This is a genomic window from Dyadobacter ginsengisoli DSM 21015 (genome assembly GCF_059568735.1).
Genome location: NZ_JCANTY010000004.1, coordinates 574,826 through 589,333, shown reverse-complemented (window position 1 = coordinate 589,333; position 14,508 = coordinate 574,826). Strand labels below are relative to the sequence as shown.

12 protein-coding genes and 1 riboswitch are annotated in these 14,508 nt (G+C 48.5%); of the genes, 6 read left to right on the top strand and 6 right to left on the bottom strand.

What is annotated here, in order from left to right; genetic code table 11:
• Nucleotides 1-325 precede the first annotated feature (325 nt).
• From BP71_RS17525 to fumC, 5 genes are all read right to left on the bottom strand, one after another.
• Entirely contained in the window at nt 326-1,468 is a 1,143-nt protein-coding gene (locus BP71_RS17525; RefSeq protein WP_496381478.1) for an aldose epimerase family protein, read from the bottom strand.
• Nucleotides 1,469-1,502: 34 nt separating this feature from the next.
• The gene (gene galK, locus BP71_RS17520) at nt 1,503-2,690 is read right to left on the bottom strand and encodes a galactokinase (RefSeq protein ID WP_496381476.1); all 1,188 of its coding nucleotides are present in this window, start codon (nt 2,688-2,690) and stop codon (nt 1,503-1,505) included.
• A 15-nt stretch (nt 2,691-2,705) separates the two neighbouring features.
• Nucleotides 2,706-3,647 carry a D-2-hydroxyacid dehydrogenase gene (locus BP71_RS17515; protein WP_496381474.1) on the bottom strand — a complete coding sequence of 314 codons (942 nt, stop codon included), beginning with the start codon at nt 3,645-3,647 and terminating at the stop codon, nt 2,706-2,708.
• A gap of 154 nt (nt 3,648-3,801) precedes the next feature.
• A complete protein-coding gene (locus BP71_RS17510; RefSeq protein ID WP_496381472.1) occupies nt 3,802-4,317 on the bottom strand; it encodes a HEAT-like fold family protein in 516 nt (171 codons plus the stop codon).
• Nucleotides 4,318-4,391: 74 nt separating this feature from the next.
• On the bottom strand, nt 4,392-5,792 hold the full coding sequence (gene fumC / locus BP71_RS17505; protein ID WP_496381470.1) for a class II fumarate hydratase: 1,401 nt from the start codon (nt 5,790-5,792) through the stop codon (nt 4,392-4,394).
• 155 nt (nt 5,793-5,947) lie between these two features.
• Here fumC and BP71_RS17500 point away from each other — a divergent pair, with 155 nt between their 5' ends.
• Nucleotides 5,948-6,679, top strand: a complete 732-nt coding sequence (locus tag BP71_RS17500) for a 6-phosphogluconolactonase (RefSeq protein ID WP_496381468.1) — start codon at nt 5,948-5,950, stop codon at nt 6,677-6,679.
• A 169-nt stretch (nt 6,680-6,848) separates the two neighbouring features.
• Nucleotides 6,849-7,084: riboswitch (cobalamin riboswitch) on the top strand.
• Between the two features lie 5 nt (nt 7,085-7,089).
• Here BP71_RS17500 and BP71_RS17495 read toward each other — a convergent pair.
• Nucleotides 7,090-7,260, bottom strand: coding sequence for a hypothetical protein (locus BP71_RS17495; RefSeq protein ID WP_496381466.1), 171 nt, complete (start codon nt 7,258-7,260; stop codon nt 7,090-7,092).
• 33 nt (nt 7,261-7,293) lie between these two features.
• Here BP71_RS17495 and metE point away from each other — a divergent pair, with 33 nt between their 5' ends.
• The 5 genes from metE to BP71_RS17470 all read left to right on the top strand — a co-directional run bounded on the left by metE (nt 7,294) and on the right by BP71_RS17470 (nt 14,471).
• On the top strand, nt 7,294-9,615 hold the full coding sequence (gene metE / locus BP71_RS17490; protein ID WP_496381464.1) for a 5-methyltetrahydropteroyltriglutamate--homocysteine S-methyltransferase: 2,322 nt from the start codon (nt 7,294-7,296) through the stop codon (nt 9,613-9,615).
• Nucleotides 9,616-9,688: 73 nt separating this feature from the next.
• Nucleotides 9,689-10,072: an acyl-CoA thioesterase gene (locus tag BP71_RS17485; protein ID WP_496381462.1), complete on the top strand. Its 384-nt coding sequence runs from the start codon at nt 9,689-9,691 to the stop codon at nt 10,070-10,072.
• Between the two features lie 109 nt (nt 10,073-10,181).
• Nucleotides 10,182-11,225, top strand: coding sequence for a hypothetical protein (locus BP71_RS17480; protein ID WP_496381460.1), 1,044 nt, complete (start codon nt 10,182-10,184; stop codon nt 11,223-11,225).
• A 236-nt stretch (nt 11,226-11,461) separates the two neighbouring features.
• A complete protein-coding gene (locus BP71_RS17475) occupies nt 11,462-13,327 on the top strand; it encodes a carbamoyltransferase family protein (RefSeq protein WP_496381458.1) in 1,866 nt (621 codons plus the stop codon).
• Nucleotides 13,328-13,349: 22 nt separating this feature from the next.
• On the top strand, nt 13,350-14,471 hold the full coding sequence (locus tag BP71_RS17470) for an SGNH/GDSL hydrolase family protein (protein WP_496381456.1): 1,122 nt from the start codon (nt 13,350-13,352) through the stop codon (nt 14,469-14,471).
• Nucleotides 14,472-14,508 lie beyond the last annotated feature (37 nt).

Genomic DNA, 14,508 nt, shown 5'->3' with positions numbered 1-14,508 from the left:
GGAATGTGCAAATGCGGATCGTTATCCGGATGTTTAAAAAATAATACGGCAAAATTAGGCAAAACCCGCTACAATCAATCAATCTTTCCCGAATGGGCCTGTTCAACCGGGAAAATGACGTCGCAGGCCTTTCCCAGACGACATTATCTCATTCGATTTTGAATTTTGCGAAAGGCCTGCGACCGCGATACTTGTTGTATGAAGGATGAGGATGCCTGGTAAGGGATATTCAACGCTGGCTGGCTAGCATACAGTTTGACAAAAATACGGGTGTTGCCGGCCAATAGCAGCCGGTAACACCCGTCTAATCGAATGGCAAAGCTATTTACTTTGCCGAGAACCTGTACTTCGTTGTCGTATGATACGTGTCGCCCGGCTTCAATGTAGTGGTCGGGAATTGGGGCTGATTCGGTGAATCCGGATAGTGCTCGGTTTCGAGGCAAAGGCCAAAACGTTTCGAATAGGTCGCGTTTTTGCCAGTCAGTTTGCCGTCGAGGAAATTGCCGGTATAGAGCTGCACGCCCGGTTCTGTCGTGGATACTTCCATTACACGGCCGCTTTCCGGATCTTTCACGGTTGCAAATGGTATCAGGCCCGGTTCACTCCGCTTGATGACCCAGCAATGGTCGTAACCACCGCCGGCCTTGATCTGCTCGTCTTCCGTTTTGTCTATGCCAGCACCGACTTTGGTGGCCTTCCGGAAATCGAATGGCGTTCCTTCTACTGCCCGCAGCTTTCCGGTTGGTATTAATGTGGTATCGACGGGTACAATGCTGTCGGACAAAATGGTTACTTCATGATCCAATATGTCCCTTTTCAGCCCGGTGAGGTTGAAATAGGAGTGGTTGGTGAGGTTAATAACGGTTGCCTTGTCGGTGTTGGCGGTATAATCGATGGTCAATGCATTGTCATTATCCAATGTGTAAACCACTTTCACTGTCAGGTTGCCGGGGTAACCTTCTTCCATGTCTTTGCTGGTGTATTCAAGCTGTAACCCCACAGTCGAATCGCCTTTGACCTCGGTGGCTTTCCAGAGTACTTTATCAAAACCTTTTGTTCCGCCATGCAATGCGTTCGGACCGTTGTTGATAGCCAGTGAATATTCCTGGCCGTCCAGTTTGAATTTCCCCTTGGCAATGCGGTTGCCATAACGCCCTACCAACGCACCGAAGAAAGGATGTCCGCTCAGATAAGGTGCCAGTGAATCAAAACCCAGGACGACGTCCGCCCATTCACCCTTCTTATCAGGCGCTGTGAGTTTGGTGACGATCCCGCCATAGTTGGTAATGTTGACCGTCATGCCGTTGGCATTGGTAAGTGTGTACAGGTCGGCAGTCTGCCCATCGGGAAGTTGGCCAAATGCCTCTTTGGAAATAGTACTGATCATTTTTTCGTCATTCTTGGTTTTTGAGCAGCTGAAAAGGAACAGTCCGGTCAGTGCGGTGAGTAAAAAAGGGATTCTTCTCATAGTCAAAGGTTAAGAGTTTGTATAAATGGTCAGGTTACGCCAAAGCGACTTCCTCGGTACCATCGGTGATTTTTACGCGATAGCAGGGCAGGTCGATCTGATATTTTTCTTGGTAAGCTTGCTTCATTTTTATCTCAAAAGCCTCGACTTCTTCCTTTCTCACCAAATTGATCGTGCAGCCACCAAAACCACCACCCATCATCCGAGCGCCCAACACGGTGTCGTCATCCGCCGTTTGCGCGACCAGAAAGTCGAGTTCCGGGCAGCTCACTTCGTACTCGTTTTGTAGGCCGAAATGGGTTTCATACATTTTTTTGCCAAAATCCGGCAGATTACCCTGAACCAGCAGGTCGCAGGCGTCCTGTACACGCTGAATCTCCTCGGTAATGAATTTGCAGCGACGGTACACCACATCGCCCATCTCGTCTTTATGTGTTTCTACCAGGGCAGGGGTAGCATCCCGAAGGCTCAGAACATGGGGATCGTATTGTTGCAGAATAGCCGTGCCTTTTTCGCATTCCTGGCGGCGGGTATTGTACTCGGAGCTGGCCAGGGAATGTTTTACGCTGGTATCGCAAAGGACGATCAGGTAATCGTCCATCGGAAAGGGGAAGTACTCATATTCCAGCGAGCGGCAGTCGAGGCGGATTACCGACTCTTCTTTTCCAAATGCCGAAGCAAATTGGTCCATGATACCACATTGCACGCCTACATATTCATTCTCGGCCTTTTGAGACATTTTGACGATGCCTAAACGGTCCAGGTTGAGCCCGTATATTTCATTCAATGCAAACAGCAGGCAGCATTCGAGTGCCGCCGATGAGGAAAGTCCGGCGCCAACCGGCACATTACCTCCGAATGCGGCCTGAAAGCCGCCTATCTGCAATCCTTTTTTCTGGATTTGATCTACAATACCAATCTGATAATGCGACCACGACTTTTCAGGTTTGGAAAGGTCGTCTAATGTAAAAGAGTACGTCTGGTTCAGGTCGGCTGCGTAGAGGATCACCTGATCATCCTCCCGGGGAGCGATGACGAAGTAAACCGCCTTATCCACACTGGCAGGCAGTACAAAGCCATTATTATAGTCGGTATGCTCTCCGATGAGGTTAATCCTTCCCGGTGAACGGAATACGCGCACCTGCTCACGGCTACCGGTACCAAATTTTAAAAAATATTTATCCTGGATACCCTCTGCGATATCAGCTTCTGTTGCTAGCATTTTTAGTTTCGGTTATTAATATCCTTTTACAAGGTTCACTTCATTGGCGATGGCGCCGCCGTTTTCCATTGCAAAAATGTTGTTGAGAAATAAATCTACTTTACCCATGTGCTCATTTTTGTGTCCGCCGCCGGTATGTTGAGTCAGGATCACATTATCCATTCCCCACAACGGACTATCGGCAGGCAACGGCTCTATTTCGGTAACATCTAATACCGCTCCGTCCAGTTTTCCTGATCGTAATGCTGCGATCAACGCTTCTTCATCCGTGGTACTGCCGCGGCCTACACTTGCGTATACACTCTGATCCTTCATCGCTGAAAGGAATTCTGCATTTACAAAGTGATGTGCTGTGCCCGGTAAAGTGTTGATCACAAGGTCGGCGTGCGGTAGTTCATTGAAAAGGTCTTCTATACTGCGGAGGTCAGCCTCCTGTGAAGTGCGTGCCATAAGGTGCGTAATGCAACCCAGTCCTTTCAGGATTGCATTCACCGATTGCCCGATGGTTCCTGCTCCCAGCACGATCACATTCTGTTTATAGAGGATTTTTAATTCCGCTCTGAGCGGTGTTCCGATCCACTCCGTTTTTTGCTTGAGAAGGGTGAGGCGATCCAGGCCACGATACAATGCCAGTATGCCTCCTACGATGGACTCCGCGCAAGGGCGTGCGAACCAATCGCCCATGTTGGCCGCACGAATAGGGCCAGGTAGTGGCACGGTCGAATATTGATCAAATCCGGCGGAGTCGAGTTGCCAGAACTGCAATTGCGGGGGAGTTTGGTCGAACCATGCCACCGGTGGGTTGCCGAGAATATAGTTGGCGCTTGCAAACCAGGATTTTAGCTCTTCATTACTGGCTGTCTCCGTGCGGAAAAAGATCTGATGCCGGGGCGATAAGGCTTCGCTCAGTTTCGCATTGAGCGTTTCATCGAGTAAGGAATGGCAGTATATGATCATCGATAGGTTTTGTTTAAAGAAGCAAGGTAAGACGAATTAACTGGATTTTCCCTTCACCAGACCACGAAAATGCCGCTTTTGCCAGAAGGTACATCCGGTTGTTTTCGTAAAGGAAGAAGTTTTCCTCCAAGGGAATTGATGAAGCGCTGGTTACTTAAATCAACATCAGAATTTTCTTACCTCTCGACCGGAATGCAGGTTTTTCGTAATCTATTAATTCTTCGATGATCACCCGCAATTCCTTTTTGATCTCGGGATACACACCGGACAGGTTATAAAGAATAGTCAGGCAGAATGCGCGGATCGCAATCGGAACCTGGCGATTTTGTATTAATTCAAAGCTGGCATCCATCAACTCGCCGTGGAATTCGTCGGGGATATTCGAATCCTGTAAAATGCGTGCGCTGTTCCGGATCACGGCGTCATGGATGTCTGTGCGCTTAAGTTGGCTGATCAGCACACCGATATATGGCTCGATCAGTTCAGAGTGAGAATGGGCCGCAATACTTACGCTATACGCAGCGCGCTGCGCGAGGCGGGTCTCGTCGGACAGAAAGCAGTGCATCAGTTGCCTGAATGCCTCCGGCGAGGTGCAGGCGTAATTGGCCACCTCGGTCGCTTTACGTTTGGATTGAAAAGGATCTGCCAGCAGTTCATTTTTGATGTTCATGGCGGCCGATGTTTAAAAGTAAATGCCCCGCGTCACCGCGGAGCATTTGCCAAGTTATAAGGATTGGGTGTCAATTAATTAATCTCTCCAACCATATCTTCCGGTTTTACCCACGCATCAAACTCGTCTGGCGTCAGATAACCGAGTGCCACGGCCGTTTCTTTCAGGGTAGAGCCGTTTTTGTGTGCAGTTTGCGCTATTTCTGCCGCTTTGTAATAACCGATTTTAGTATTCAATGCAGTTACAAGCATCAGCGAATTATTCACATGCTTCTTAATATTGTCGTGCAGCGGTTCGATGCCTACTGCACAATTGTCATTGAATGAAACGCAGACATCGCCGATCAGACGTGCCGAATGCAGGAAGTTATAGGCCATCAGTGGTTTGAACACATTTAATTCGAAATGGCCGTTGGAGCCTCCTATGCTGATCGCTACATCGTTACCCATTACCTGCGCTGCGACCATGGTCATCGCTTCGCATTGGGTTGGATTTACCTTTCCCGGCATGATGGAGCTACCTGGCTCATTATCCGGAATGTGGATTTCGCCGATTCCCGAGCGTGGCCCCGATGAGAGCATACGGATGTCGTTTCCGATCTTCATCAGACTTACAGCTACGGTTTTCAATGCGCCATGGGCTTCTACGATCGCATCGTGTGCCGCGAGCGCTTCGAATTTGTTTTCGGCTGTGATAAATGGCAGCGCCGTGAGTGTGGCGATGTGCCTCGCCACGTTTTCAGAGTATCCGGGAGGTGTGTTAATGCCTGTTCCCACTGCGGTTCCGCCCAATGCGAGCTCCGAAAGGTGCGCGAGGGTATTTTGGATCGCTTTCAAGCCGTGATCCAGCTGGGAAGCATAGCCCGAAAATTCCTGTCCCAGAGTCAGCGGCGTGGCGTCCATAAAGTGTGTACGGCCGATTTTAACCACATTCTTGAACGCTTGCGCTTTGGCCTTCAATGTGTCGCGCAGCTTCGTAATGCCGGGGATCGTTATATCCACCAGGATTTTATAAGCTGCAATGTGCATAGCGGTCGGATAGGTGTCGTTGGATGACTGCGACTTGTTAACGTCATCGTTCGGGTGGAGGAATTTGGCTTTGTCGGCCAGGTCCCCGCCTTGCAATACATGTCCACGATAGGCGATTACTTCATTGCAGTTCATGTTGGACTGTGTTCCCGAGCCGGTTTGCCATACCACGAGCGGAAATTGGTCGTCGAGCTGGCCAGCCAGGATTTCGTCGCATACCTGCCCGATCAGGTCGCTTTTCTCTTTCGGGAGCGTACCGGCCTCATAGTTGGTGATGGCTGCGGCTTTTTTCAGGTATGCAAATGCCTTGATAATTTCTTTAGGCATCTTGTTGATATCCTGGGCGATAGGGAAGTTCTGGATCGAGCGTTGCGTCTGGGCACCCCAGTATACATGGGCAGGAACCTGCACTTCGCCCATGGTGTCTTTTTCTATACGGTATTCCATTTTTAAGTAGAATGATAATGTAATTGAACAATGCGTACTAAGCGGTAAAGTTAGGGGCGGACTTGCAGTTTTTGGTGTTTTTTAAGGACAAATGTTTAAGGACGGGAAAAGAATGTTTAGATTGGTGAGACCTGATCCCGAATACCGCCTTTATTATGACTCCTAAAATCAGTATCTACCCGGATTATACTACGATGAGCTTTGCGGCTGCGGAACGTGTAATCGCTTTGTTGATCAACAAGCCTCGCGCGGTCGTATGTTTCCCATCGGGAAGTACGCCCAAAGGGATGTTCCAAGCGCTGGTGGCGGCACACCATAACGGCCGGGTTGATTTTTCACAATGCACATTTATCGGACTCGACGAGTGGATAGGAATGGGAGCAGGCGACGACGGGAGTTGCCGGGACCTGCTGGACAGGGATTTTTTGAAACCGATTGGCCTTCGCGACAGTCAAATCATATTTTTTAATGGAAGGGCGTTGAACCCGCAGGATGAATGCGATCGTGTTAATAAGGCTCTGGCCAGTCTGGGTGGTCTCGATCTGATCGTGCTGGGTGTGGGGATGAACGGACATCTTGCGTTGAATGAACCGGGTACCTCCTGGGATACTTATGCCCATATTTCGGAGTTGGAAACCATTACCAAAGAAGTAGGACAAAAGTATTTTCATCAGCCAACTGAACTTACGAAGGGATTGACGGTGGGCATCAAACATATTCTGGAAGCCAAAGCCGCGATCCTGCTCGCTTCCGGGAGGCCCAAAGCGGCAATCATTCAACGGGCAATGGCATTCCCCGTTTCCAGAGATTTTCCTGCTACGGTATTGCAAAACCATTTGAATGCGGAATTTATCCTCGACGGGGACGCAGCTGCCCCGGTTTCATAGCTGGTCACGAAATCGGGATATCAAAATCACTTTTGAGGGGGCTGTTTCGATTCAAAAACAGATATTTTATCCTGCCAAAACATTAATTTCTCTTCGCGTCACTTAATTCAATAGCCCATTTCCGGGCCAATCTCCATTCCTTTTAAATTTGAGCTGTTCTTTGTGAACACCCGTCAATCGGGATGATGGTTTTGCTTTTGGATCCCTCAGCCAAAATACAGCAAAAGAAAAAAGGAACCGTGTGCAAATCACGGGCAGTCGTGCTACTGTAAGTATCTGCATCACATGGATGCGGTTTTTTACCCTCGTGACCCATTGCAGTCAGGCTTTCAGGAAAGCCGAAACAGCGAGAAGGGCGGTAAAAATGATATAAGCCAGGAGACTTGCCGTCATCCTCAATGACTATTCTCTCACGATCGGGGAATGGCCAAGTATTGATTTACCACATATTTAACCCCGAAGCCGCGCTCCTGGATATATTCAGGGAGGCATGTCTGCACATTTTCTGCGGCCAGGGCGGTGAACGGGAGCGTATGATGTACCGGGGCAGCGATGTCGCCGGGATGGGTGGGTGTTTTCACAGGGTTTTTTCAAACTCTTTAAACACAAAAATTATGTTGTCACACAACCTCGGCTATCCGCGTGTGGGGAGCCATCGTGAACTCAAAAAGGCCAATGAGCAATTCTGGGCCGGAACTATCGATCGGGATGCGTTGCAAAAGGTAGCCCAGCAGATCCGTCACCAGAACTGGGATACCCAGCAGCGTGCGGGTATTGAGCTGATCCCATCGAACGATTTCTCCCTTTACGACCACGTTTTGGATATGTCCCTCATGGTAGGAGCGATTCCCCGGCGTTATCACCAGCTGCTCGACGGCAAATCGAACAAAGAACTTGAACTGTATTTTGCCATGGCGAGGGGATACCAGAAGAACGGCCTGGATATCAAGGCAATGGAAATGACCAAATGGTTTGATACCAATTACCATTACCTGGTACCGGAGTTTGTGAAAGATCAAAAATTCAGGCGGTACTCCGACAAAGCACTTATCGAATTCGAGGATGCATTGCATAAAGGAATTCTCACAAAGCCGGTTTTTCTGGGCCCGGTCACTTATTTGTTGTTAGGGAAGGAAAAAGAAGAGGGGTTTGAGAAAATCGATTTGCTGGACAACCTTTTACCGGTTTATCTATCTGTTTTAAAAGAATTGGCCGCGCGTGGGGCCAAATGGGTGCAACTGGACGAGCCGGCATTAGTACTCGATCTGTCGGAGAAGCATAGGCTTGCATTTGAGCGTGCTTACCAGCAGATCCGTGAAGAATTACCCTCCCTACAAATATTGGTTACGACCTATTTCGGGGCATTGGAGGACAATGCGGACGTGACTGTGAGCTTACCCGTGGATGCATTGCATATCGATATCACCAGGGGGCTGGAAAGCCTGGATGTGATGCTGAACAACGCGTCGTTCATCGGTTCTTCCAAAAAACTGTCTCTGGGAGTAGTGGATGGGCGTAATATCTGGAAAAATGATTTCGGGCCATCACTGGAGCTGATCAGAAAGGCTGTGAATGTGCTCGGAGAAAGCCGGGTGATGATCGCACCATCCTGCTCTTTGTTGCATAGCCCGTTCGATCTGGATCTCGAAAAAAACGAGCAGGTGCTGACACCCGAGATTAAAAACTGGATGGCATTTGCGAAACAAAAATTGAATGAAGTGGCAACTCTGGCGAGGCTTTCCGGAACGGAATGGCAATTGGATCGGGCATTTGTGGTTAATCAGCAAGCTATTGACAGTCGCCGTACCTCTGCATTGATCCATAAACCGCAAGTAAAGCAGCGCGTTGCAGCTATTCATGAAAAAGACTTTGAGCGGTCGAATGGTTTTGCGGTACGCCAGAGTATTCAGCTTGAAAAATTAAAATTACCGCTATTCCCCTCGACTACGATCGGCTCATTTCCGCAAACGGACGAGGTGCGGCAACTCCGCGCGCAGTTGAAAAAAGGCGCCTTGTCAATAGACGAATACGAGGCACGCATCCGGGAGGAGATAGTAGACTCTCTGCGCTGGCAGGAACGGCTGGGTATAGATGTGCTGGTGCACGGCGAATTTGAACGCAACGACATGGTCGAGTACTTCGGAGAGCGTTTGTCGGGATTTGTTTTTACTCAGAATGGTTGGGTACAGAGCTATGGCAGCCGTTGCGTAAAGCCGCCGGTGATATATGGTGACGTAGAGCGGCCTGAAGCGATGACGGTGAAATGGTCGTCGTTTGCGCAAGCTAATTCCGAAAAACTGGTGAAAGGAATGCTGACAGGTCCCGTCACTATTCTTCAATGGTCGTTTGTGCGGGATGATCAGCCAAAGAAAGATACAGCTTTCCAGATCGCATTGGCTATCCGCGACGAAGTAGTAGACCTCGAGAAAGCTGGTATCCGTGTGATCCAGATCGACGAGCCGGCAATTCGTGAGGGACTTCCCTTGCGTAAGCACGCATGGAATACCTATCTGCGATGGGCCGTGGACGCCTTCCGCCTGAGCGCGGCAGGTGTCGCGGACCAGACGCAGATCCACACGCACATGTGCTACGCGGAGTTTAATGACATTATCGATTCTATCGCTGCCCTGGACGCCGACGTGATCACGATCGAAACCTCGCGTTCGCAAATGGAGCTCCTCGACGCGTTCGCTGCATTCAACTATCCCAATGAAATAGGACCGGGCGTATACGACATCCATTCCCCGAGAGTACCCACCGTGGAGGAAATGGTTCTGCTCCTGGAAAAGGCATTAAAGGTCATCCCTGCCCGCAATTTGTGGGTAAATCCCGACTGCGGGCTTAAAACCCGGAAATGGCCGGAAACGGAGGCCGCTTTGCGGAATATGATTTCTGCGGCTAACTTGCTGCGCGAATCGGTGGAAGTTGCCGGATAGCAATTGGGTGTGGTCGCAGATGGCCACACCCAACTTATTATTATTCCAGTTCTCATCACTATTTTCTAAGGTTTTGACAGTAGCAGAAAAAATTACCGCTTCGGAAACCCGCGTTTTTAAAACCGTATTTCCCAATAACACCAACCACTACGACACCCTCTTCGGGGGAACCGCATTATCGATGATGGACGAGGTAGCATTTATTGCCGCAACGCGCTTTTCGAGATTACGCTGCGTAACCGTTTCATCCGACCGCATTGATTTTACGCATCCAATCCCAGCCGGGACCATTATTGAGCTCGTGGGGCGCGTTGAAACCGTTGGTAATACCAGTATGAAGGTCAGGGTAGATATTTTTGTAGAGAAGATGTATGAAGAGAGCCGGGAGAAGGCGGTGACGGGGATTTTTACTTTCGTGGCGCTTGACGAAAATCACAAACCTACAAGGATCATATAAGCAGTGCCCGAAGGGTAATTTTATCAGCCGGTTATTCATCAGAAAACAAAAAAAATGAGCAGAAGGTGATATTGAAGGGACTGTTCCATCTGTATCGGCATCCTGCTTCATGAAATCACGCTCTTTTATCTTCTCAGGTATCTTTGTTCTTTTCCTTTATATCGTGTCAGAGATTCTGCTTCGCCTGGGATTGCTGTTCTTCGGTTATCCATTCTTTCGGCCATCCGACTACCTTTATTCCGGGTTTTACGCTAACATGAAGGAAGTCAGTTCCAATGAGATTCGACGGGGAGGTGAAGTTAAAAATGTGCTTATCCTGGGCGGTTCAGTGGTAAGTACGGCTTGGACACATATGGAAAGCAGGCTGGACACGATTTTGCAAAAGCATTATGGAAAAAGAGCACGGTACGCTTTTTATAATGTGGCGGATGCTGGTCATACTTCCAGGGACAATGCGTTGAAATACAGTTTGCTAGGAGAGAAGCGCTTTGACCTCGTACTTTACTATGAAGCGATCAACGAAAACAGGGCTAACAATGTTCCGGCGCAAGACTTTCGCCAGGATTATTCACACATGCGCTGGTATCACGATATCTACCTTCTGCAATCTCATCCGGAGATTAACATTACAGTAATACCTTATGTGCTCGACAAGGTGATGGGTAACGTTAAAGACCGCCTGGAACATCGCGTCTACATTAGCCATGGGGAGGTCGACCCGCAGTTCGCGCAATATGGTTCGGATATCAAGACAGAAGAACCCTATCGCCGAAATTTGGAGGAGATTATAACCATTGCCAAAAAGCGGGGTGACAAGCTTTTGCTGGTGAGCTATGCATCCTTTTTTCCCGAAAACGTTTTGCTGACCGGTGAGGAAAAGGATATGCAGCATTTTGCGGGATGCAACAGATTTGTTGCTACGCCTGTCGTGATGTGGGGCAGGCCGGAGAATGTCAAAAAAGGTATAGCCATACATAACCAGGTTTTAAAGGGGCTGGTTAACAAGCACAACACGTTATTTCTTGACATGGAGCGTCGGATGCCGAGAGACCCGGAACTGTTTTGCGATGTCTGCCATTTGAGCGGGCCTGGGGCACAACGCCTTGCACATGAGATTACCGAATTTATCGTACGGCATAAATTACTGGAATAAGGCTCACGTTTCCTGGAAGTGATTCAGAATTAGTTATTTAGGGTAGTTGAATTTAGGCCCTGTGTTAACATTTCATTATTCCTGGCTGACATTTGACTGATTTCGAGCCGTTTGATAACAAATCTAAGGTGCTCGGTAGCGGGGTTCGATTGCAGGGTTGCCCAAAATGCTTAACTTGCACGCCTTTTGAACAGTGTAGGTCGAAAAGCTATACATATTTATATAAATACGCTTTAATGAAAATTTTAGGTATCTCGGCTTTCTATCATGATTCGGCCGCGGCTCTCATCGACAACGGAGAAATAGTTGCGGCAGCCCAGGAAGAGCGCTTCACCCGCAAAAAACACGATCCCGGTTTTCCCTCTAATGCAGTGAAATTTTGTCTGGAATACGGCGGACTTTCTCTAAACGAGCTCGACGCGATTGTTTTCTATGACAAACCGCTCCTTAAGTTTGAAAGATTGCTTGAAACCTACTACGCTTTTGCCCCAAGGGGTGTAAGATCCTTCCTGACGGCCATGCCGGTCTGGATCAAGGAAAAGATGTTTCTCAAAAGATTGATTAACGAGGAACTCGAAAAGCTGGGTTACGATAAAAAGAAGAAAAAGGTGAAAATGCTCTTCCCGGAGCACCACCTGTCACACGCAGCGAGTGCATTCTATCCTTCTCCTTTTGAGAAATCCGCAATTCTGACCATCGATGGTGTGGGTGAATGGGCCACGGCTTCGATCTGCCTGGGTGAAGGAAAAGATATCAGTATTTTAAAAGAACTTCGTTTCCCGCATTCGCTGGGACTCCTTTATTCGGCATTCACCTACTTCCTGGGCTTCAGGGTGAATTCGGGAGAATACAAACTCATGGGTCTCGCGCCGTACGGAGACCCCACTTCGCCCGACATCAAGCGTTACGAGGAGATTATTCTGAAAGATCTCATCGATCTGAAGGAAGATGGATCGGTGTGGCTTGATCAGGATTATTTCGATTATGCAACGGGCCTGAAAATGGTGAACGAGCATAAATGGGAGGCTCTGTTCGGCTTTAAAACCAGAAGACCGGAGGATGCCCTGGAAGCTGTTCATTGTAACCTGGGACTTGCAATCCAAAATATTACGGAAGAGGCGGTGGTGAGAATGGCGAAAGAAGCTAAACGCCTTACCGGTGCCGATTACCTATGCATGGCAGGTGGGGTTGCATTGAATTGCGTTTCGAACGGGAAATTGCAGAAAGCCAATATATTCAAAGATATTTTCATTCAGCCCGCAGCAGGTGATGCCGGCGGTGCATTGGGTGCCGCTCAAGCCGCATACCATATCTTTTTCGGACAAGAGAGAAACATTACCTGGAAGGCGGACGCGATGCGCGGATCCTACCTGGGACCCACTTTCTCGGATCTGGACGTTGCGTTGACTGCCAAAAAATACAAAGCAGTTTATACGCACTTCGAAAATTTCAAAGACCTTACACAGGAGGCTGCACAGTTGTTATCAGAAGGAAATGTAGTAGGCTGGGTACAGGGAAGGATGGAATTTGGCCCACGTGCGCTGGGTGGCAGGAGTATTCTGGGCGATCCAAGAAATGCCGAAATGCAGAAAAAGCTCAATCTGAAAATCAAATACCGTGAGTCTTTCCGGCCTTTTGCCCCGTCGGTATTGGCGGAAAATTGCTCCGATTATTTCGACTACGACGGTATTTCACCCTATATGCTGCTGGTGCATCCGGTTGCACAAAACCGGAGAAAGCCGGTGCCTGCCGATTATAGTTCGCTGGACCTGCGTGAAAAGCTTTATTTCGAACGTTCGGACCTGCCTTCCATTACCCATATCGACTATTCTGCACGTATCCAGACCGTGCATAAAGAAACTAACCCGCGTTATTACGAACTGATCGATTCTTTCAAAGCATTGACAGGGTACGCCGTAGTCGTCAATACCAGTTTCAATGTACGGGGAGAGCCAATCGTTTGTACTCCTAACGACGCCTACCGTTGCTTCATGCGGACTGAAATGGACTACCTGGTCGTAGGGAACTTTATTTTTGATAAGAAACAGCAGCCGGAGTGGCTGGAAAAAGATAACTGGAAGGAAGAATTCGTTCTGGATTAATCCCCATTGATCATCCAAAGTAATGGCGTCTAAAATTGTTACCAGCATAATCCGGATTTTATTTCTGGGGATATTGTTCGTGTTTCTGTTCTATCCGGACAAATTTCATATCAAATTCGATTATCCCGGCTATCCGCAAAGTGATAGCTGGCATATAAGATTGGCGAAATTCGCTTTCTGGCTTCTGCTGGTCATCGAGATTCTCCGCATATTCTACTATGGCGTTGTAAAGAGCAAAGCGAAAGGACTGCTGGCTAATGTTGTCACGATCTCCGTTCCGCTGATTGTGACGTTGATTTTCCTCGAAATCATATTCATGTACGTTCCGCAGAGCCACGAAGGTGTGTTGTCAAAAGCCTCGCAGATTTGGTGGGAAAAGTACTGGAATCCGGTAAACTCGCTGGGCTATCACGACAAAGAAATCAAGAGCGAACCCGGTAAGAAAAATGTACTGGTAATCGGTGATTCCTTCGCTGCCGGTCATGGGTTGAAAGATGTAAATGAACGGTTCTCAGACATGCTCGAAGCAAAGCTCGGAAGGGATCAATATACCATTTATAACCTGGGAATGTCGGGGGCCGACACCCGTGACGAAGTAAAACGGTTGCAGGAGTTTCCGGTAAAACCAGACATCATTATCCTTGAATATTTTCCCAATGACATAGAGAAGGTAGGTCGCGAGAAAGGGCTTACATTGACGGGTGCCGAACCGTATGCGGATCTCAAAGGTCCAATGGCGACGATTGTGAAGCGTTTCTATCTCCCCAACTTCATCTACTGGCAATTACCGCATACGGGTTTCAGTACGTTTGAAAAGTTTGTTCAAACGGCTTATACCGACACAACAATACTCCATGCGCACTTGAAAGATCTTTCGGGTATGCTTGCGTATCGCGACAGCACGAAGGCTCAGATGTATGCTGTATTCATTCCGTTCCTGTTCCAGGTCGATAAAAGTGCGGGGTATACCAAGCCGGTGGAGGAGTATCTTCGCGCAAATAATGTAACAGTGGTTGGGATTAATGACGGTGTTGTCAAAATACCCGAAAAAGAACGCGTGGTAGGCAAGAACGATGGTCATGGCAGCGCCGCGCTGAATCAGCTGATTGCGGATAGGCTCTATGACGTGATGGGTAAACGGTAACTCAGAATTAATACGATAAGCGTTAATAAACGATACT